Below are 19,442 nucleotides of genomic sequence, written 5' to 3' on the forward strand. Positions count from 1 at the left end.
GCCCCGCGGGTGGGTCGCCTTCGTGCTCACCCTTCGGCACGCCCCTTGCGCCAGTAGCCCATGAAGCTCACCTGCTTGCGGTCCACGCCGAGCTCCTTGACGAGGTGGCGGCGCAGGGTGGTGATCACCCCGGCCTCCCCGGCGAGCCAGGCGTAGAAGGGGCCGTGCCCCTCGGTGGTCTCCCACAGGATCGTCTGGTCGATGTCGACCTCCTCGAACTCGCCCGTCTCGGAGGGCACACCGACGGAGCAGTCCTGGCACAGCTCCGGCCGCTCGTCCAGGAGGCGCCGCACCGCGGGGTCCAGCAGCGTACCGTGCGGGGCGTCGCCTCGGGCGAGCCAGGTCAGCTCCACGTCGGAGCGGGAGAGGACCCGCTGCTCGTCCCGGGCGTCGGGCACCTCGATGAAGGCGTGGCCGGTGAAGCCGGCGGGGAGCGTCTCGAGGATCGCGCAGATCGCGGGCAGGGCCGTCTCGTCCCCGGCCAGCAGCAGGCGCCGGGCGGTGCCGGGACGGAACTCGATCCCGCCGTAGTCGGGGCCGACGAGGCGGCGGTTCGGGCCGAGCATCGTGATCGTGTCGCCCACCTCGGCGGCGGCCGCCCAGCGCGCCGCGACCCCGGAGCCGGGGACGACGGGCTCCTCGAGGTGCAGGACCATGTCGATGTCCAGCTCGGGGTCCTCCCCCAGGTTCCCGGGATGGCCCGCGCCGCGCATCTCGCGGATCGAGTAGGTGCGCATCCAGCCGCGCTCGTCGGTGTCGACCTGCAGCCAGTCGCGATACCAGCCCGCGAAGGCGTCGGGGTCGGAGACGGCGTCGGGGCGCAGCGCGGCGAAGTGGTCCACGCTCGCCTCGGGGCCCGGGATGATCAGCTTGATGCGCACGTCCAGCAGCGGCCCGCCCACGCCGAGATGGCGCAGCTCGGGGCTGGTCAGGGTCAGGCGCACGAGGTTCTCGCCCACCATGGTCCGGGCGCCGACCGTGAGGGTGACGGCGAGCTGCGGGCTCCCCTCGAGCGCGGGGACCAGCACGGGCTCCTCCGAGGCGCGGGCGGCGGTGCGGTGCTGGTCGGTGGCGACGGACATGGGGTCCTCCTCGGACTCGTCGGCCGCGTCGGGGGCGGTCCCGGCGGCGGCCTGGCGTGCGGATTCGGGGTCGGTGCCGTCGGCGCCCCGGGAGGCGTCGGGGGCGGTCTCGGGGGCGGCCTCCCGGCCCAGCGGCAGCACCATCGGGGTGCCGGTGACCGGGTCGGGGGCGATCAGGGCGTTGAGGGCGAAGACCTCCTTGACCATGGCTGAGGTGATCACGTCGGCCGGGGCGCCCTGGCAGTGGACGGCGCCGCGGTGCACGGCGACCAGATGGTCGGCGTAGCGGGCGGCGAGCTGGAGGTCGTGCAGCACGATCGCCACGGTGGTGCCGCGGGTGCGGTTCAGCTCGCTGACCACGTCGAGCACCTCGAGCTGGTGGGTGACGTCGAGATAGGTGGTCGGCTCGTCCAGCAGCAGCACCTCGGTGCGCTGTGCGAGGGCCATGGCGATCCACACCCGCTGACGCTGCCCTCCGGAGAGCTCGTCGAGCAGACGGCCCTCGAGCTCGTCGGTGCGGGTGAGGGCCAGCGCCTCGGCGACCGCCTGCTCGTCCTCGTCGCTCCACTGCGGGAACAGGCCCTGGTGCGGGTAGCGGCCGCGGGTGACCAGCTCCCGCACGGTCACCCCGTCGGGCGCGAGCGGGGACTGCGGCAGCAGGCCGAGCCGGCGGGCGAGCTCCTTGCCGCGCAGGGAGTGGATGTCGGCGCCGTCCAGCAGCACCGACCCCTGACGGGGCGGCAGCAGGCGCGACAGGCCCCGCAGCAGGGTCGACTTCCCCGAGCCGTTCGCGCCGACGATCATCGTCACCTTCCCCTCGGGGAGGGTCAGGTCGAGGTCCTCGACGACGACGCGTCGCTCGTAGGCGAGCTGCAGGTTCCGGGCGGTCAGCTGGGCCACGGGATCACCTTCCACTTCCGGAGGTCTTCGAGCGCACGAGCATCCACAGCAGGAACGGCGCTCCGAGCGCTCCGGTGATGACGCCGGCCGGCATCTCGTGCCGGCCGAAGAGGTTCTGGCCCGCGACGTCGGCCGCGAGCACGAGCACGGCGCCGAGCAGCGCCGCGAGGAGGAAGCTGGGCCGGCCCGCGAGCATCCGCGCGAGGGGTCCTGCGAGGAAGGCGACGAAGGCGAGCGGGCCGGCGACCGCGACGGTGAAGGAGCTCAGCAGCACCCCCACGATCACCAGCGCGATGCGGGTGGCGGGCACGGGCAGGCCGAGGCTGGTGGCGGTCTCGTCCCCCAGCTGCAGGATCCGCAGCCGGCCCACCAGCGCGGCGAGCAGCGGCACGAGCACCACCAGCGAGGCGGCGAGCACGGCGGCGCGAGGCCAGGTGGAGCCGGCGACGGAGCCGACCAGCCAGTGCATCGCATCGCCCGCCTGCTGGGACTCCATCCGGCTGAGCAGGTACTGGATCAGCGCGGTGAAGCCGGCGGCGACCCCGAGGCCCACCAGCACGAAGCGGTCGTCGACCGCGCCGGCGCCGCCGGCCCCCGGACCGCCGGGCCGGTGCGCCCGCGCCACCCACAGCACCAGCAGCGCGGTGCCGAGGCCGCCCAGCAGCGTCCACCAGAACAGGGCCATGCCCTGGGCGTCCAGCACGGCCATCGCCAGCACCGCGGCGGCGGAGGAGCCGAGGGTCACGCCGATCACGTCGGGGCTGGCCAGGGGGTTGCGCAGCAGGGTCTGGAAGACGGTGCCGGACAGGGCCAGCGCCGCCCCGGCGAGCGCGCCGACGACCGCGGCGGGCAGACGGTCGTCCATCACGATGAAGGAGACGCCGGGGATCTGCTCGCCGAGCACGGCCCGCACGGCGAGGTCGGCGTAGACGAAGGGGGTGCCCAGCAGCACCCGGGCGGTGAGGAGCCCCGCCACGGCCAGGACCAGCAGCAGCGGAAGGAGGAGGCGGCGCGAGGTCACAGGGCCACCCGCTTCCGGGTCCGGATCAGCACGAGGAAGACGGGCACGCCGAGCAGCGCGGTCATCACGCCGACCTGCACCTCGGCGGGCGGGGCGATGACGCGGCCGACCACATCGGCCAGCAGCAGCACCACGGGGCCGAGCAGCAGCGAGAGCGGCAGCAGGCGGCGGTGGTCCGAGCCGACGAGCAGGCGCACCGCGTGCGGGACCACGAGGCCGAGGAAGCCGACCGGTCCGGCGAGGGAGACCGCCGCCCCGACCAGCAGCACGATGCCGACGCCGAGCACGACCCGGGTGCGGCCCACGTGGACGCCGAGCCCGGCGGCGGCGTCGTCGCCGAGGGCGAGGGCGTTCAGGGACCGGGCGGCGCCGAGGACGATCACGGCCCCGATCAGCAGGGCGGGCGCGACGGCCGCGAGGTCCCCGAGGTCGCGGGCGCCGAGGGTGCCCACCTGCCACAGCCGCATCCTGTCCAGCGCCCCCTGGTCGAGGATCACGAGGGCGTGGACGAGGGAGCCGAGCCCCGCGGTGACGGCGGCGCCGGCGATCGCGAGGGTGATCGGGGTGGCGCCGGTGCGGCTCGCGGCGGCCAGGGCGTAGACGAGCACGGCGGCGAGGGCCGCGCCCACGAAGCCCGCCGCCATGAACTGGGTGACGCTCGAGAAGGAGAAGAGGTAGACGCCGGTGGCCACGGCCGCGGCCGCGCCGGAGTTCAGTCCGAGGATCCCGGGATCGGCGAGCGGGTTGCGGGTCATGCCCTGCAGCCCGGCGCCGGCGAGCGCCAGGGCCACGCCGACGGCGAGCCCGGCGAGGGTGCGCTGCAGGCGGCTGGCGAGGACCACGTGGTCGGCGTCGGCCGGGTCGAAGGCGAGCGCGGCCTGCCAGGCCGCGTCGAGGGGGACGGTGCGGGCGCCCACCAGCAGGGAGAGCACGCAGGCGACCGCCAGGGCCGCGAGGGCTCCGGCGGTCGCGAGCAGGGTGGGGCGGGCGGGCACCGCTCAGGCCTGGGCCGTCTGCGCGGCCTCGATCACGGAGGGGACCACGTTCTCGAGCGCCCAGGGCAGGCTCAGCACGCTCGCCGCGGAGATCGAGAGGGTCTGGTGGTCGTCGGGGGTGAGGACGAGGGCGCCGCTGGCGACCGCGGGGATCTGGGCGAACAGCGGATCGTCCTGGAAGGTCTCGACGGTGTCGCCGGCGGCGGCCCAGGTGTAGAGGACGTCGGAGACGAGCTCGTCGCCGCGCTCGGCGGACCAGTCGAAGTAGAAGGTGTTCTCGTCGGCGGTGTTCTCGGTGACGACCTCGGCCTGGGTCATGCCGAGCGCGGTGAAGAAGCGCGGGCGGGTGTCGTCGCCGGAGTAGATCGAGATGGTGTGGTCCGTGGTGGACAGGCTCGCGGCGATGAAGGTCGACTCGGCCACGGCCGGGTTCTCCTCGCCGACGGCGGCGAGGTCGGCGGTGAGCTGCTCGGCGAGCTCGGCGGCGGCGTCGCTGCGGCCGGTGGCGGTGCCGACGGCGGTCAGCACCTCCTCCCAGGAGGCGGTGTAGTTCGCGGCGAGCGGGCCGATGGTGGGCGCGATCTTGCTGAGGGTCGCGTACTCCTCCTCGGTGAGACCGGAGTAGGCGGCGATGATCAGGTCCGGGGTCAGCGCGGCGATCTCGTCGGTGTTGACGCCGTCGGCCTCGGAGTAGGTGGTCGGGGCGTTCTCGCTGCCCCAGGAGGCGCCGAGCTCCTCGAGCTTGGCATCGATCCAGTCGGTGGACTGGTTGTCGTTGCCGCCCCATTCGACCAGCGGGAGGCCGACGGGGACGATGTCCAGGGCGAGGGCGGTGTCGGCGTTGACCCAGGAGACGGTCGCGATGCGGGTGGGCTCCGCGGCGATCTCGGTGGTGCCGTAGAGGTGCTCGACGGTCGCCGGGAAGGCGTCGGCCGCGGCGCCGGAGCTGCCGCCCGCGTCGGAGGCGTCGGTGCCGGCGACGTCGCCGCCGCTGCAGGCGGCGAGGGCGGGCAGCGCGAGGGCGGTGAGCACGACGGAGCGGCGCGTGAACGAGCTCGGCATGGGGCGATCCTTCTCTCGGCACCCCCGATCCAGGGGTGAGGTGAGCCTGACCTTATTACGCAACTCTCGCGTCACTCAATTGCCGGGAGCACCTCTGTGGGCCTGCGTCCGGAGCCGCGAGACAACCGTCCCGGTCACAGCCGCGCAGCCCGACGGGAATGCGTCTCAGATCACGCCGTGGATCAGCTCAGATCACGCCGTTCATCAGTCGGTCGACGCCGCCCCGTCCTCGTCGTCCGCGCCGTCCGGATCCTCGGCGTCTCGGGGGTCCTCGAGCCCGTCGACCCCGGCCTGCCGGTACAGGGAGATGAACTCGCGCGCCGTATCGGGCCCGATCATCAGCCGCAGCACCGGGGAGACCTCGAAGTCGTCGCCCTGCTCGTCCAGCAGTCCGGCACGCTGGACCTTCGCGATCGAGGCGCGGACCTCCTTGGCGAAGCCGGCCTCGTCGGTGGAGGTGGTGCGGCGATAGGCGGCCAGCGCCTGCTGGATCTCCGCCTCGGAGACGACGGTGCGCTGGCCACGGGAGGACTGGGTCAAAAGCATCTGGCGCAGCACGAGCAGCAGCACGGAGTCGAGCCGGTTCATGCCGGTCAGACGACGCAGGAGCTTCGGGGCGTCGGGGTCGTCCTCGCTCTGGCGCACGAAGGCGACCTGGGCGTCGTCGTCGACGATCAGCTCCAGGAAGAGGTCGGCGAGCCGGGCCTCGATCGCGACCCGGTCCCGCAGCAGCTGCGCGTAGCGGCCGCCGTCGCGGCGCCCGTCGAGGAAGGGGCCCTGGAGCAGGTGCACGAGCACGCGGCGGGAATCGTCCACGAGCGCGCCGCCGGGCACGGAGGGGCTCGCCTCCTCGCCGGGCGCGTGGTCGTCGGGTTCGGTGCGGTGCGCAGGACTGGTCACGGCCAGACAGCCTACCGGCGCGGGGCGCGACGAGCCGGCGCCCGGACAGTGCGGGGCGCTTCGACCGACTGGCGAGAAATCACCCAAAACGGACATCGATCTGGTGGAATCGGGGTATGCCCGGGCGGGACGGACCGCCTGCGGCCCGCCGAAACCACGAGGAGCCGTCATGTCCGATCTGCCCGTGCCTGCTGTTCTCGCGATCCTGGCGGTCGTCCTGCTGGTGCTGGTCGTGCTCGGCGTCCTCGTGGCGCGCGGCCGACGGGACGACCAGGGTCCGGTCGGCACCGGAGCGACGCAGGGCGGCGCCTCCGCGGAGTCCTCGACCGGCACATCGGCCGCACGGCCGGGCGACACCTCGAGCGATGGACCGACGGTCTCCGACGCGAGTGCCGATCCCGTCGGCCCCTCTCCCTCGTCCGCCGAGGCGACGGGGGCCGCGCCCGCCGGCGCGGTGGAGGAGGACCCGTCGGCACCCTCGGACGCAGCGCCCGTCGACGATGATCCGCGGCCCTGGCGGGAGCGCCATGGCCGCCGCGCCTCGCGTCCGCTGCTGAGCGAGTACTCCGAGGCCCCGACCGCCGAGGAGGAGCTCGCCCCGGCGCAGAACTGGGAGAGGCCCCAGGACGGGGAGGCCGAGCTCCGGCGCTGAGCCTCGCCGTCAGTTGCCGGCACGGGCGGACGACCGCTCCCCCGCCACGCTCAGGACGCGCCCGTCGACGGCTCGGCGGGACACGTCGTGCCGATCGGCTGGTCGAAAGTCCCTCCGGATCCGCCTCGGTCTGGTGGAATCGGGGCATCGCCCTGTGCCGGGACCCCGGTACGGGGCGCGCTCCGCCGCCCGGCGGTGGAGCAGTCGAGCGGTGAGGAGCCGACCATGACCGACCTGTCCACCCCCGTGATCGTCGGGATCATCCTGCTGGTCCTGATCGTCGTCATCGTCCTGATCGTCGTGGGCGCGAAAGCCTCGAAGCGTCGCAAGCAGCGACAGCAGGAGGAGGATCGACGCCGCGCCGCGGAGATCCGCGAGCAGGCCGCCCAGAAGGAGCAGGCCGTCCAGGAGCGCGATCTGAAGGCCCGCGAGTCCGAGATCGAGGCCGACAAGGCCCGTCTCGAGGCCGAGCGGAAGGCGAACGCGGCCGAGCAGGAGCAGCTCGCCGCCGAGCGTCGCCGGAGCGAGGCCGAGACGCAGCGCCAGGAGGTCGACCAGGAGCGCAGCGCCCTCGAGGAGCAGCGCGCCGAGGCGGACCGCCTGGACCCCGATTCCCCCACGCCCCGCGACGGGGACCGCACCGCGCCGGCCGCAGGCGCTGCCGGCCACGACCGCACGGCTGGCGAGCGCATGTCCGACGACCGTGCGGCCGACGGCCGACGCGTCGATGACCGCGCCGCCGACGATCGCTCCGCTCGCGACGACCAGCGCACCTTCCGGGGCGATGAGCGTCCCGTGCAGCGCGAGGACCAGCCCCGCAGCGGGGCCGGGACCGCAGCCGCGGCCGGTGTCGCAGGCACGGCCGGCGTCGCCGCCGGGGCGGCCGCCGCGCATGGCGGCTCGCCGGAGGATCGCGCTTCAAAGGATCGCTCCGCAGTGGCCGACGACGCGTCGTCGCACGAGCGTCCTCACGGCCGTCGCGCCGCTCGCACCGAGCAGGAGCCGCGCGACGACCGGAACCCCGAGGGCGACGTCCGCGAGGGAGGCGTCCGAGAGGACCGGACTCCTGAGGATCGCGCCCCTGTCGACCCGGCCCGCGATGACCGCGGCCACGAGGGCCTGGATCGGGACGGTGCCGTTCGCGACGGCGGGGCCGCCGGGGTCGGTGAGGCCGACCGTCCCGTCGGGGCCGGCGAGGCCCGCCCGACCGACCATCCTGTCGGGGCCGGCTATGAGGGCGAGGCCCACCGGGCCGAGCAGCGCCCGGCTCGCGACGAGTCGATCGACCGTCACGACATCGATCAGCAGGACGTGGCCCGGCACGATGCGGACCGCCGGAATGACCTGAACGATCACTCCGCGGGTCGGCAGCAGGCCGACCCGCAGCACATCGATCAGTCGGCGGTGGACCGCAGCGACGTCGACCGGTCCGACGTCGATCGCGGCGACGCCGATCGTTCCGAGGCGGACCGCCACGACCCGGTCCGCTCCACGGACGAGACCGGCGACCTCGGCCGGGCCGGGACGGAGCACGACGAGCGCGGCATCCGCGACGACCGCGTGGGCGATCGGCCGGCGCGCGCCGAGGACCGCTCGGGCATGGAGCCTCCCGTCGCGCAGGACTGGTCCGGCGGCTCCGCGGACCGGCGCGGCACGGAGCAGGATCGGCTCAGTGCCGATCAGGACCGGCTCGGCGCCGATCGACAGGCCTCGCAGCCCCAGGACGGTCCGGAGTTCCGTCCGGCCGGGGCACATCCGGCGGTTCCGCAGGAAGGTGGTCGCCACCAGGGCGAGTTCCGCCCCCTGGACAGCCGCGACGGTCGCCAGGACGGCTTCCAGACCCAGGAGTCGCGACAGGGTGAGTTCGAGGACGATCCCTTCTTCCGCCAGGAGCAGCAGCTGCGGGGCCAGAACGGCGATCTCCCGCCGAAGGCTCCGGAGTTCGGTGCCCCTGAGGACGGCTCCGTGCAGAACCGTCTCCCGGAGGACGGCATCGACGGCGAGGGCGGGGGCGCACGTCGCTGACCCCTCCTGACCGCGGACGCGACCCCGGCGCCCCTCGGCGCCGGGGTCGCTCCCTGTTCGGGCCCGCATTCGGTCCGGTGCCGCGGATCGTCCGGAGCCGCGTGCCAGACTGTCGGCCATGCCCGAGCGCACGACCCGCACCCGCATGGACGACCTCACGGTCGAGCGGGTGCTGCGCGTGGTCGAGGCGATCCCGCCGGGACGCGTCGCCGCCTACGGGGAGGCGGGCGCGATCGTCGGCGTCGGCCCGCGTCTGGTGGGACGGATCATGGGCACCTGGGGCTCGTCGACGCCGTGGTGGCGCGTCACGAACGCCTCCGGCGACCATCCGCTGCTCGCCCGTGCCCTTCCCCACTGGCAGGAGGAGGGGATCGTGGTGAAGCCGAACGGGCTCGGCTGCCGGATGAAGGACTTCGGCGCGGACCTCGAGCGGCTGCGCGCCGAGGCCGCACCCGCGCTCGCGGAGCTCGAGGAGGAGGACGCATGAGCCCTTCGCTCCGCCGGGCTCACTCCACCGGGACGTCGTCCAGGAAGTAGAACGAGGGGACTCGGGCGGCGTAGTCGTTGCCGTCGAGCTCCCGCCAGGTGACGATCTCGGTGGAGCCCTCGCGCGCCTGCGCATGGCTGGTCGCGAGGAACATCAGCCCGATGACGCTCGCCAGCCCCTGCTCGGCGGGCTTCTCCCGCAGGATGTCCCCGATCGAGGCCTGGCCGGAGCGGCCGCGCACGTCGTTGACGTGGGTGGTGAGGCCGACGAGGTCGATGTCGTTGGTGCGCACGAGGTCCTGGAGCACCTCGACGCTGAGCGAGGTCGCATCGTGCACCTCGGCCTCGGCGGGGGCGCCCGGATCGGTGGGGTCCTTCAGCCGGTGCTGCGAGACGGAGGAGAGCTGGACGCGAGAGAGGTCGAGCTCGAGCGGGAAGGGGGTGCGGGTGGGCACCTCGTCCTTCTGCGCCAGCGCCAGTCCCTGCGCCTCCTGCAGCGCCTCCAGCAGCACCCGGTGCTGGCGGAAGTCCTGCGAGCGCACGAAGCGGGCCAGCGAGCGGTACAGCTCCGTCTTGACGTCCAGCACCTCCTGCGCCGGCTCGTAGAGGTCGCTGAACACGTTGGCGAGGCGCTCGCGCTCGTCCCGGGAGAGGGAGCGGGAGAAGTCCCGCTCGAGCAGACGGTCCACGAGCTCCTGCGTGGCACGGGTCTGCGCAGGGTCGTTGAGCATGCGGAAGAAGGCCGTGAAGGTGCGGCCGACGGTGGACTGCCCGAGCAGGTCGTCCCCGGCCAGCAGCTGCTCGAGGATCTCGCCGCGAGACCCCTCCGGGGAGAGGATCTGCTCGCGCAGGTGCAGGTCCACGGCGCGCAGGTCCTCGCGGTACTGGAGGAAGTCGCCGGAGAGCTCGGCGGCGATCTGCAGGATGTCGCGCAGCCGATCCACCGAGGCCTCGACGCTCGGGAGCATCAGCTCCCCCTCGGCGAGCTCGCGGATCTCCTGCTCGATCCGCTCGCGGCGGCGCTGCAGATCGGCGAGCCGCACGTCGCGGTCCGTCTCCGTCTCCTGGGCGAGGCGGTCGAACTGCTGGATGACCAGCTGCAGGCGCGACTGTGTCGTCGTCGGCCGGTGCTCCTCGAGCGAGGCGATGAACTGGATCGCGTCGATCGTGGCGGGGCTCGGCTCGAAGGTCGTCTCGGTGCGCTGGGGGTCGTCGCGCCGGGTCAGGTAGCCCTCGCGCACCCAGCCGTCGACGTACTCGGCGGCGCTGCGACCGCCGCGCGCCTCGTCCCCGGCGCCGTCGGCCGAGGCGGCCCCGTCCGCCGCGGAGGCCCCGTCGGCCGGGCCCTCGTCGTCGTGCAGCAGCGAGAGGTGCGCGCCCACGCGGGCGATGAGCTCGCTGCGCGGCAGCCGACGGTCGCCGGCGGGGAAGGTGGCCTGGAGGATCGCGAGCACCGCCGGGGCCTTCGTCGCGGCGAGGAGGCGCCAGGTGCTGGCCCGGCGCAGCTGCTCGTAGGCCTCCTTGCGCGCGGACACGGCGTCGCTGCGGCGGTCGGTCCACCGGTTCGGCTCGGTCGTGGTCACGGTCAGCGAGTCTAGCGGTCCGCTCCCCCACCCCTCGCCGAGTGCTGCCTCTGGCCCGTGAACCGGTCCCGGCGAAGGAGGGTCGAGATCCACCGCTCGCCGGCGTCCGGGCAGGGGCAGGCCGATGCCGTCCGGGCAGGGTCAGGCCGGGCTGAGAGCGCGGAGCCCCTCACCCGCTGCCGCGTCGGCGAGCTCGGCGTCGAAGGTCACCAGGACGTCGGCGTCCACCGCGAGGGCCGTGGCGAGGTGGATGGCGTCCGCACTGCGCAGGCCCGCGAGGGCCGTGGCGAGGTGGATGGCGTCCGCACTGCGCAGGCGGTGGGAGCCCCTCGCCGCCGCCAGCAGATCGGCACGGTCGATGTCGATGAGCCCGACGGCTCCGAGCAGCAGGTCGATGGTCTCCGGCGCCGCGACGCCGCGCCGCGACGCCGCGCAGTGCATCTCGGTGTGCAGCAGGAAGGAGGAGACGAGCTCGTCCCCGGCAAGCTGCCAGCCGGTGAAGGCCTCCCGCATCGCCTGCATGCCGGGCTCGTCGATCAGGATCTTCAGCATCGCGGAGGTGTCCAGGTAGACGATCACCGTTCACCGCGAAGATCGTCGAGGACCTCACGGCTGGTGAGATTGTGGGCGACCGGCAGCGCATCCAGATCGACCGCCGTCGTCCCGGTGATCCGGCCGCTCTCGCGAAGGAGGTCCAGGGGCGAGGCGGTGTACGGGACGAGCCGAGCGACCGTCCGTCCGTGATTCGTGATCTCGAAGGTCTCCCCCGCCTCGACGCGGCGGAGGATCTCGGTGCTGTTGTTGCGCAGCTCCCGATGCGGGATGGTGCTCATGGTCCCTCCTTCGACGAGGCCCGACGGACCGATGCGGCTCGGCACCCTCGGTGTAGCAGAGCGTAGCAATGCCGCCCGCTCGACGACAGCCTCCGACTCAGCACTCCGACGCGCCACACCCGCCGAGTGCCCGCGGCGGGCCGACACACCACAGTCGCACTCACCGACTGAAACGGCCCGCCTGATACCGATTGAAACCTGCCTCTCGGTGTCGTCCTGCCCCAGGCCGGGGCCGGCGGGCGGGCTCGGCCGTGCGGACCGGCACGGGACGTGGGTACACTCGACCGTGAACGTTCACGACATCGCCTCGTGTCCGCCCCGCCGACCCAGGAGAGACTCACCGATGAGCACCCCCGCCCCCGAGAGCACGGGCACCCCGCAGGACGCCGCCCTCCCGCCCGCCGACCGCACCGACCGCTGGTGGGAGGACCTCGCCGGCGGCCGCAACCGCCTCCGCGGCCGCGCGCACCTGCACTCCGACGCCCCCGCACTGAACCTCGACGGGACCTGGGACTTCCGCTACGGCACCCGCGCCGACGGCACCGACCTCGGCGAGCCCGGCGAGATCGCCGTGCCGGGGCTGTGGCAGCTGCAGGGCCACGGCGCCCCGCAGTACACCAACGTCGTCTACCCCATCCCGATGGACGTCCCCCACGTCCCGGACGAGAACCCGACCGGCCACTACTCCCGCACCGTCGCCGTCCCCGCCGACTGGACCGACTCCCTCGCCTCCGGCGCGAAGGTGCTGCTGCGCTTCCAGGGCGTGGACTCCGCGGCGAAGGTCTGGATCGACGGCACCGAGATCGGCGTGACCTCCGGCTCGCGCCTGACCCAGGAGTTCGACGTCACCGACGCCCTCTCGGCACCGGGCGAGCACCGCCTGGACGTGCGGGTCGTGCAGTGGTCGGCGAACACCTACGTCGAGGACCAGGACATGTGGTGGGCCTCCGGCATCTTCCGCTCCGTCGACCTGCTGCTGCGCCCCGCCGGCGGGATCCACGACCTCGCGACCCACGCGGACTTCGACCCCGCGACCGGCCGCGGCACCCTCACCGCCACCGCCTGCGACGCGGACGGCGGGATCGTCCCCGCGACGGTGCGGATCCCGGAGCTCGGGATCGAGGCCACGGCCGACGGGACCGAGATCGCCGCCGGCGAGGTCTCCCCCTGGAGCGCCGAGTCGCCGCGGCTGTACGAGGCGAGCGTCTCCACCGACGCCGGCACCGAGACGGTGACGCTGAAGCTCGGCTTCCGCCGCGTGGAGGTGGACGGGGAGATCTTCCGCGTCAACGGCGAGCGGATCGTGTTCCGCGGCGTGAACCGTCACGAGGCGGATCCGGTCGTCGGCCGCACCCAGCACCTGGAGAACCAGGACCTGGACGTCGCGCTGATGAAGCAGCACAACCTCAACGCCGTGCGCACCTCCCACTACCCGCCCCACCAGCGCTTCCTCGAGGTGTGCGACGAGGCGGGCCTGTACGTGATCTGCGAGGGCGACTTCGAGACGCACGGCTTCCACGTCGACTCCACCTGGGGCGAGGACGGCACCGGCGCGGCCGAGCGCCCGGCGGCGGACGACCGCTTCCGCCCGATGCTGTGCGAGCGGTCCGAGCGCTTCGTGCTGCGGGACCGCAACCACGCCTCGATCGTCATGTGGTCGATCGGGAACGAGGCCTCCACCGGTCCGGTCACCGAGGCGATGATCGAGACGGTCCGCGCCACGGACCCGACCCGCCCGGTCATCTACGAGCAGGACTACCGCGCCGAGACCGTGGACGTCTTCTCGCTGATGTACCCCACGCATGACGAGACCGAGCAGATCGGCCGTCGCGCGCTGACCGAGGAGTACCGCGAGAAGCTCATCGGGATGCTGCACCACCTGGGCGTGGACCCGGGCGAGGCGGGCTTCGGCTCCGACGAGTCGCCGATGCCGGCGCTGTCGAAGCCCTTCCTGTGGATCGAGTACGCGCATGCGATGGGCAACGGCGCCGGCGCGCTGAAGGAGTACATGGACCTCGTCCACCGCTACCCGGCGCTGCACGGCGGCTTCATCTGGGAGTGGATCGACCACGGGATCGTCACCACCGACGCCGAGGGCAACGAGATCTACGGCTACGGCGGCGACTTCGGCGAGCGCCTGCACGACGGGAACTTCGTCGCCGACGGACTGCTGCTGCCCGATCGCACCCCGTCCCCGGCGCTGCTGGACGCGAAGCACCACTACTCCCCCGTCGGCCTCGAGGTCGGCGCCGGATCGGCGAGCATCGTGAACCGCTACGCCTTCTCGGACCTCTCCCACCTGCGCGCCGAGGTCTCCACCGACCTGCAGGCCAGCTGGCAGGAGCTCGAGCTGCCGGCCCTCGCCCCGGGCGCGAGCACCGAGCTGGCGCTGCCGGAGGGCGAGCACACCGCGGTGACGGTTCGCCTCACCACCCGGGAAGCCGACGGGCCGGTCCCGGCCGGGCACGAGATCGTCGCGGCCTCGCACGTGGACGCGGAGCGTCTGGCCGCCTCGGTCACCCCGGCCCCCGCCGCGGCGATCGCGCCGCAGCAGGCGGCCGACGGCACCTGGCAGGTGGGGCCCGCGCGCCTGGACGACCTGGGCCGGCTCGTCGGCCTCGGCGAGCTCGCCCTCGAGCACGCGGGGGCGGACCTGTACCGCGCCCCGGTGGACAACGAGCGGGCCCGCACCCGCTACCCGCTCGAGGCACGGTGGAAGCGGATCGGGCTGGACGTCGCCCGCCGCCGCCTGGTCGGGATCGAGGCGAGCGGCGAGCAGCTCGTGGTCCGCACCCGGATCGGCCTGGACGGCAACGCCCTGCACGCCGACGTCACCGAGACCTGGCGCGCCGATGCGGACGGGGTCGAGCTCGCGGTGACCGTGACCCCGTCGGCGCTGTGGCCCGAGGACCTGCCGCTGCCGCGGATCGGCTGGAGCTTCGCACTGCCGGCGGCGCCCGGCGAGGTGGAGTACGAGGGCTTCGGCCCGCACGAGATGTACCCGGACACCGGCGGCGGCACCACCTTCGCGCGCCGCACCGCGAGCGTCGAGGAGCTGCAGGTCCCGTACGTGTTCCCGCAGGAGAACGGCAACCGTGCGGGCGTGGTGCGGGCCGTGCTGAGCGGCGGCGAGGCGGCCTCCGGCCTCGAGCTCACCGCGCCGGAGGGTCTGGGCCTCGCGGTGCGGCCCTGGTCCACCGCGGAGCTCGACGCCCGCGCCCACGACGGTGCGCTGCGTCCCGACGGCCTCACCTGGGTCACGCTCTCGGCGGCGCTGCACGGCGTGGGCTCGGCGGCCTGCGGCCCGGAGCCGCTGCCCCAGCACGTGCTCACCGCCCGGGAGGAGAGCTTCCGGATCCGCTTCGCGCCTGCCGCGCGCTGAGCCTCGCTCGGGCCGGCGGCCACCTCGCGCACCGCGGGGAGGCCGCCGGCCCAGCCACGTCCCGGCCCCAGCCCCGGGTCCCGCCCGGGCACCGGTTCCTACCACCTGCCCCGGGTGAGGGTCGACGATCGCAACCCGCTCGTCACCTCCGGGGCGCCTGAGCCGAAGTGCGGCCCGCTACGCTGGAGCGGGTGCCGCCGCGGCGCCACGACGCAATAGCCCCGCCATACGGGGCAATGAGGGAGAAGCATGACTCAGGGGTACGGGCCGCAGAACGGCCAGAACGGCCAGTGGGGCGCCGACGGCGATCAGGGACAGTGGGGGCAGAACTCCCCGCAGGGGCAGCAGCCGGCTCCGCAGTCGCAGTGGGGGCAGCCCTCTCCCGCGCCGGCCGCCCCGCAGTGGGGTGAGCAGTCGGCGGGCCAGGCCTCGCCCGCCCCGCAGCAGTGGAGCCAGGCCTCGCCGCCGCCCGCCCCGGGCGGGTACCCGGGCACCAGCGGCTACCCCGGCACGGCCGGGGCCGCGTCGACGTCACCCGTCGCCGGGAAGGGCGCGCTGGCCAAGAAGCTCGGAATCGCCCTGCTGGTCCTGTCGGTGCTCGCGGTGATCGCTCGACTGGCGACGCCGATCTTCATGTTCATGATGGCGGCCAACGGCAACCCGGCGGACATGGAGGAGATCTCCGTGGGCATGGGCCTCGGGAGCATCGGCACGCTCCTGGCATGGATCGCGAACCTGATCTTCTCGATCGGGCTCCTGGTCGTCTCGATCATCGCCGCGATCCAGTTCAGCGGTCGTGGACGCACCGGCGCGATCATCGTGGGGGCGACCGTGATCGTCTCGGTGATCCTGTACTGGATCGTCAGCTTCATCGCCGGATTCATCGGTGGTGCCATCGCGGGCGATGCCTACGACATGGGCACGATCTACACCGTCGGCGGCATCGCCGAGCTCCTGCGCGTGATCGTGGTCGCCGCGGCGCTGCTGGTCGGCTCGTACATGGTCATGGCCTGGGGTCGGAAGAACGAGGGCGCCAAGGCCTGAGGGTCGACCCCTCTCCGGGACGGGCCCGGTCTCCGCACGCGCGGGGACCGGGCCCGTCGCCGTCCGCAGCGGCGGCGCTCAGCCCCCGAGCAGCACGGTCTCCTCGTCGGTGCTGACCAGGGCGCGTCCGCCGCTGAGGGGGTGCCAGGCGGTGATCTCCTCGTCGAGGACGAGCTCTTCGCTCACCTCGCCGTCCTCGGCGGTGATCACGCGCAGCCGCTGCGCGCTGCGAGGATCCAGGGGATCCTCCCGCCCGATCTCGTCGAGCACGACGGCGGTGCCTGAGGCGAGGCCGCCGCGCACCTCGGCCTCGGGGTCCTCGAGCGGGAGGGTCCAGCTGTTCGTCCCGGTCGCGGTGTCGTAGGCGAGGAGCTGCCCGGCCTCGTTGGTCAGCACCATCCGGGTCCCGTCGATGCCGATGCGGGCGGTGAACGCCTCGGCCTGCGCCACGCCGTCCCCGCCCGGCGCGATCCATTCCGCGCCGTGCTCGGAGGCGAGGATCTCGCCCTCGATCGTGGTCCCGGCCTCGGTGCCGGAGGCGAGGACGCGGCCCGCCTCGAGCCGCACCGTCCAGTCCCCGGCCGGGGAGGGCGCGGACTCCCACAGCGGTGCGCCGTCGCGGAACGCGGTCGCGGTCAGCGCACCGTCCTCCCCCGCGCAGACGGTGAGCACGAGCGGCCCCTGCTCCTGCACGGACTGCGGGTCGGGCGGGGCCGGGGTCGCCGCGATGCGGCAGTCGGCGTCCGCGGGGGCGAGGACCCGGCCGACGGGGAACCCGGTGGCGGCATCGATCTGCAGCCAGCCCTGGGCGGGGTCGAAGCGCAGCGGCACCGACGGCAGCACCCCGGTCGCGGCGACGGCGTCGAGCGGGCCGGGCGCGGCCTCGGCCCGGGCGGGGAGCGCAAGGCCCGCCTGGTCGGGTCCGCGGGTCTCCTCGGCGTCCATCACGGTCCACAGCGGCTCGTCGGGGGCGGCCAGGTCTATGCCCCGCACCCGGCAGACGTCCTCCTCGCAGTCGCGGACCACGAGCAGATCGCCGTCGAGGGCGAGCGGAGTCCCGGCCACCTCGACGGGTGCGGAGCGGCCGCCGGCCTCGCCGGCGTCGCTCCCCTCGGCATCGCTCCCGCCGCCGAGCTCGTGCACCCGCGTGTCCTCCCCGCTCACCTGGACGAGCCGGGTCCCGTCGGCGGAGAGGGCGAGCACGTCGTCGGCCGCGGACTCGACGTCGCGCGCTCCGGTCGCGGGCTCGAGCAGCTGCGCGGTGCCGTCGGCGCGGCGCACCAGCACGGGCCCCTGCCCGCCGGGGGCGGAGGCGACCGTGTCTCCCTCGCCGAGCGGTGCGATCTCCGCAGCAGCAACGTTCTCCAGCGAGTCGACGCGGGTGGCGAGCACCGCGGGGACGGTGAGGGCGAGGGCCACGATGAGCGCGGGGCCCGCGGCGAGGAGCGTCCGCGTCCGTCGGCGCAGGCGACCGCCGAGCAGTGCGATCAACAGCACGCCGAGGCCGGCCCCGGCGAGCACGCCGGCTGCGAGGCGCAGCGCCCCGAGCAGGAAGTGGTCGCCGAGCAGGGCGCAGATCCCGGCGAGCGCCAGCAGCACCACCGCCAGGCCCAGCGCCGTCGCCGCGTCCGGCGGATGCTCGTCGGCCGGTGCCTGGTCCTCGCTCACCGCGGCTCGCCGTAGTAGGCGCCGGTGGTCTCCTCCCGCAGGGCGTCGAAGGTGCCGTCCTGGAGGGAGGCGCGGATCCGGTCCACCAGCCGCACCACGAAGCGCTCGTTGTGGATCGTGCACAGGGTCGAGGAGAGCATCTCCTTGGCCCGGAAGAGGTGGTGCACGTAGGCGGCGGTGTAGTGGGTGCAGGTGTAGCAGTCGCAGGTCTCGTCGATCGGTGCGAACTGGCGGCGGTAGCGGGAGCCGGTGAGGTTCACGCGGCCGGTGCGGGTGTAGACCGCGCTGTTGCGCGCCACCCGCGAGGGCGAGACGCAGTCGAAGGTGTCGGCGCCGGCGGCGATCGCGACGAAGAGATCGTCGACCTCGCTGATGCCCAGCAGGTGGCGGGGCCTGTCCTCGGGCAGCTCGTCGGTCACCCAGCCGACGATCGTGCCGAGGTTCTCCTTCTCCAGCGCCCCGCCGATCCCGAAGCCGTCGAAGGACCACCCCTCGACGTCCATCGCGCCCAGGTCGCGGGCGGCCTGACGGCGCAGGTCCTCATACTGCGCGCCCTGGATGACGCCCCACAGCTGCTGGTAGGGGCGGTGGGTGCGCTCGTGGGTGAGACGGGCGTGCTCTGCCAGGCAGCGCAGCGCCCAAAGACGGGTCCGCTCGAGCGCCTGCTCCTGATAGCCGCGGGAGTTCATGAGCGTGGTGAGCTCGTCGAAGGCGAACATGATGTCCGCGCCGAGGCCGTGCTGGATCTGCATGGAGATCTCGGGGGTGAAGCGGTGCTCGTCGCCGTTGATGAAGGAGCGGAAGGTGACGCCGTCGTCGTCGACGTGGGCGAGACGCTCCTTCCCCTCACGGACGGCGTCGTCCTCGCCGTTCGCGGTGCGGGCCTTCTCGCCGCCGGAGAACTCGGAGGAGAGCACCTTCTGGAAGCCGGCCCCCAGGCTCATCACCTGGAAGCCGCCGGAGTCGGTGTAGGTGGGGCCGGGCCAGTTCATGAAGGCGCCGAGCCCGCCCGCCTCGTCCACGAGGTCGTGGCCGGGCTGGAGGTAGAGGTGATAGGCGTTCGCCAGCAGCGCCTGCGCGCCGAGCTGCGTCATCGACTCCGGCAGCACGCTCTTGACGGTCGCCTTGGTGCCCACGGGCACGAAGGCCGGGGTCGCGATCGGTCCGTGCGGGGTGGTGATCACCCCGGCGCGGGCCTTCTCACCGTGCCGGGAGGTGATCTCGAAGCCGACGTCGGCCGGGGAGGGCGGCCTCCCCGCCCCTGCGGACGGGGCCGCCGCATCGGGCGGCGACGAGGCGGCAGGCGGCGGAACGGGCTGGTCGGCACGGGAGGAGGTCACCGGGACATCGTCCCATGAGCGACGGCGACCGGACGGTCGATCTCCTGCAGGCCCGCCCCTGTCCGCCATCTCCCGTCCATCTTCCCTGACTACAATCGGCGCGGCCCCGTCACCGGGCCGTGGTCCGGTCCCCGGCGGGCCGTTCCCGCGACCCTCCAGCTCCTCCCGTCAGGAGGCCCGAGTCGGCATGCTGACCGCGCTCCACGCCCTCGCGGCGCTCGCCGCCGCCGTCGTCGTGCTCACGCTCCCGGGCCTGCCGACGGTGCTCGCGCTGCGGCTGCGGCCGCTGACCGCGCTGGTCACCGCCGTCCCCGTCTCCCTGTTCGCGATCACCCTCGCGGCGGAGGCCGGGCACCTGCTGGGCGTGCCGTGGTCGCCGCTGTCCCCGCTCGTGCTCGGCGCGCTGCTCGGCGCCGCCCTGCTGCCGCTGCGCCGCCGACTGCCGGCGCCCGCGGCCGACGGCGCCAGA

The 19,442-nt window shown here is 73.9% G+C and carries 16 protein-coding genes; 6 read left to right on the top strand and 10 right to left on the bottom strand.

Annotated elements, in window-relative coordinates:
* Nucleotides 1-26: 26 nt before the first annotated feature.
* The 5 genes from L3K22_RS13925 to L3K22_RS13945 all read right to left on the bottom strand — a co-directional run bounded on the left by L3K22_RS13925 (nucleotide 27) and on the right by L3K22_RS13945 (nucleotide 5,960).
* On the bottom strand, nucleotides 27-1,982 hold the full coding sequence (locus L3K22_RS13925; RefSeq protein WP_263311913.1) for an SIP domain-containing protein: 1,956 nt from the start codon (nucleotides 1,980-1,982) through the stop codon (nucleotides 27-29).
* Between the two features lie 4 nt (nucleotides 1,983-1,986).
* Nucleotides 1,987-3,003, bottom strand: a complete 1,017-nt coding sequence (locus tag L3K22_RS13930) for a FecCD family ABC transporter permease (protein WP_263311914.1) — start codon at nucleotides 3,001-3,003, stop codon at nucleotides 1,987-1,989.
* The gene (locus tag L3K22_RS13935) at nucleotides 3,000-3,998 is read right to left on the bottom strand and encodes a FecCD family ABC transporter permease (protein WP_263311915.1); all 999 of its coding nucleotides are present in this window, start codon (nucleotides 3,996-3,998) and stop codon (nucleotides 3,000-3,002) included. The genes L3K22_RS13930 and L3K22_RS13935 overlap by 4 nt, the downstream gene beginning before the upstream one ends.
* 3 nt (nucleotides 3,999-4,001) lie before the next feature.
* On the bottom strand, nucleotides 4,002-5,060 hold the full coding sequence (locus L3K22_RS13940; protein ID WP_010549504.1) for an ABC transporter substrate-binding protein: 1,059 nt from the start codon (nucleotides 5,058-5,060) through the stop codon (nucleotides 4,002-4,004).
* Between the two features lie 204 nt (nucleotides 5,061-5,264).
* Nucleotides 5,265-5,960: a DUF4194 domain-containing protein gene (locus L3K22_RS13945; RefSeq protein ID WP_263311916.1), complete on the bottom strand. Its 696-nt coding sequence runs from the start codon at nucleotides 5,958-5,960 to the stop codon at nucleotides 5,265-5,267.
* Nucleotides 5,961-6,129: 169 nt separating this feature from the next.
* Between L3K22_RS13945 and L3K22_RS13950 the strand changes: the two genes are divergently transcribed.
* The 3 genes from L3K22_RS13950 to L3K22_RS13960 all read left to right on the top strand — a co-directional run bounded on the left by L3K22_RS13950 (nucleotide 6,130) and on the right by L3K22_RS13960 (nucleotide 9,124).
* Entirely contained in the window at nucleotides 6,130-6,612 is a 483-nt protein-coding gene (locus L3K22_RS13950; RefSeq protein ID WP_263311917.1) for a hypothetical protein, read from the top strand.
* A gap of 225 nt (nucleotides 6,613-6,837) precedes the next feature.
* Nucleotides 6,838-8,637 (top strand): hypothetical protein, encoded by a 1,800-nt coding sequence (locus tag L3K22_RS13955; RefSeq protein ID WP_263311918.1) that lies wholly within the window; start codon nucleotides 6,838-6,840, stop codon nucleotides 8,635-8,637.
* Between the two features lie 118 nt (nucleotides 8,638-8,755).
* Complete coding sequence (locus tag L3K22_RS13960; RefSeq protein WP_263311919.1) at nucleotides 8,756-9,124, top strand: MGMT family protein; 369 nt, start codon at nucleotides 8,756-8,758, stop codon at nucleotides 9,122-9,124.
* A gap of 19 nt (nucleotides 9,125-9,143) precedes the next feature.
* Here L3K22_RS13960 and L3K22_RS13965 read toward each other — a convergent pair whose 3' ends face one another.
* The 3 genes from L3K22_RS13965 to L3K22_RS13975 all read right to left on the bottom strand — a co-directional run bounded on the left by L3K22_RS13965 (nucleotide 9,144) and on the right by L3K22_RS13975 (nucleotide 11,539).
* Nucleotides 9,144-10,706 (bottom strand): DUF3375 domain-containing protein, encoded by a 1,563-nt coding sequence (locus tag L3K22_RS13965; protein WP_263311920.1) that lies wholly within the window; start codon nucleotides 10,704-10,706, stop codon nucleotides 9,144-9,146.
* Nucleotides 10,707-10,847: 141 nt separating this feature from the next.
* Nucleotides 10,848-11,285 (bottom strand): type II toxin-antitoxin system VapC family toxin, encoded by a 438-nt coding sequence (locus L3K22_RS13970; RefSeq protein WP_263311921.1) that lies wholly within the window; start codon nucleotides 11,283-11,285, stop codon nucleotides 10,848-10,850.
* Nucleotides 11,282-11,539 (bottom strand): type II toxin-antitoxin system Phd/YefM family antitoxin, encoded by a 258-nt coding sequence (locus L3K22_RS13975; protein ID WP_263311922.1) that lies wholly within the window; start codon nucleotides 11,537-11,539, stop codon nucleotides 11,282-11,284. Before L3K22_RS13975 ends, L3K22_RS13970 begins: the two co-directional genes overlap by 4 nt.
* Before the next feature lie 343 nt (nucleotides 11,540-11,882).
* Here L3K22_RS13975 and L3K22_RS13980 point away from each other — a divergent pair, with 343 nt between their 5' ends.
* Together L3K22_RS13980 and L3K22_RS13985 are read left to right on the top strand one after the other, a co-directional pair.
* A complete protein-coding gene (locus L3K22_RS13980; protein ID WP_263311923.1) occupies nucleotides 11,883-14,921 on the top strand; it encodes a glycoside hydrolase family 2 TIM barrel-domain containing protein in 3,039 nt (1,012 codons plus the stop codon).
* A gap of 249 nt (nucleotides 14,922-15,170) precedes the next feature.
* Nucleotides 15,171-15,965, top strand: coding sequence for a hypothetical protein (locus L3K22_RS13985; protein WP_263311924.1), 795 nt, complete (start codon nucleotides 15,171-15,173; stop codon nucleotides 15,963-15,965).
* 78 nt (nucleotides 15,966-16,043) lie between these two features.
* On the opposite strand, the gene L3K22_RS13990 is transcribed toward L3K22_RS13985, so the two are convergent.
* Both L3K22_RS13990 and tgt read right to left on the bottom strand, forming a co-directional pair.
* Entirely contained in the window at nucleotides 16,044-17,633 is a 1,590-nt protein-coding gene (locus L3K22_RS13990; protein WP_263311925.1) for a PQQ-like beta-propeller repeat protein, read from the bottom strand.
* Nucleotides 17,630-18,973 (bottom strand): tRNA guanosine(34) transglycosylase Tgt, encoded by a 1,344-nt coding sequence (tgt, locus tag L3K22_RS13995; protein WP_373318066.1) that lies wholly within the window; start codon nucleotides 18,971-18,973, stop codon nucleotides 17,630-17,632. The genes L3K22_RS13990 and tgt overlap by 4 nt, the downstream gene beginning before the upstream one ends.
* Before the next feature lie 187 nt (nucleotides 18,974-19,160).
* Between tgt and L3K22_RS14000 the strand changes: the two genes are divergently transcribed.
* Nucleotides 19,161-19,442 (top strand): DUF6541 family protein (locus tag L3K22_RS14000; RefSeq protein ID WP_373318067.1); only part of this gene is annotated, 282 nt, incomplete at its 3' end.

The sequence above is a fragment of the Brachybacterium atlanticum genome, assembly GCF_025669985.1.
GTDB lineage: Bacteria > Actinomycetota > Actinomycetes > Actinomycetales > Dermabacteraceae > Brachybacterium > Brachybacterium conglomeratum.

Coding starts and splice junctions, on each gene's coding strand:
- L3K22_RS13940 (WP_010549504.1), bottom strand. CDS start 5,060: ATGCCGAGCTCGTTCACGCGCCGCTCCGTCGTGCTCACCGCCCTCGCG.
- L3K22_RS13950 (WP_263311917.1), top strand. CDS start 6,130: ATGTCCGATCTGCCCGTGCCTGCTGTTCTCGCGATCCTGGCGGTCGTC.
- L3K22_RS13955 (WP_263311918.1), top strand. CDS start 6,838: ATGACCGACCTGTCCACCCCCGTGATCGTCGGGATCATCCTGCTGGTC.
- L3K22_RS13960 (WP_263311919.1), top strand. CDS start 8,756: ATGCCCGAGCGCACGACCCGCACCCGCATGGACGACCTCACGGTCGAG.
- L3K22_RS13975 (WP_263311922.1), bottom strand. CDS start 11,539: ATGAGCACCATCCCGCATCGGGAGCTGCGCAACAACAGCACCGAGATC.
- L3K22_RS13980 (WP_263311923.1), top strand. CDS start 11,883: ATGAGCACCCCCGCCCCCGAGAGCACGGGCACCCCGCAGGACGCCGCC.
- L3K22_RS13985 (WP_263311924.1), top strand. CDS start 15,171: ATGACTCAGGGGTACGGGCCGCAGAACGGCCAGAACGGCCAGTGGGGC.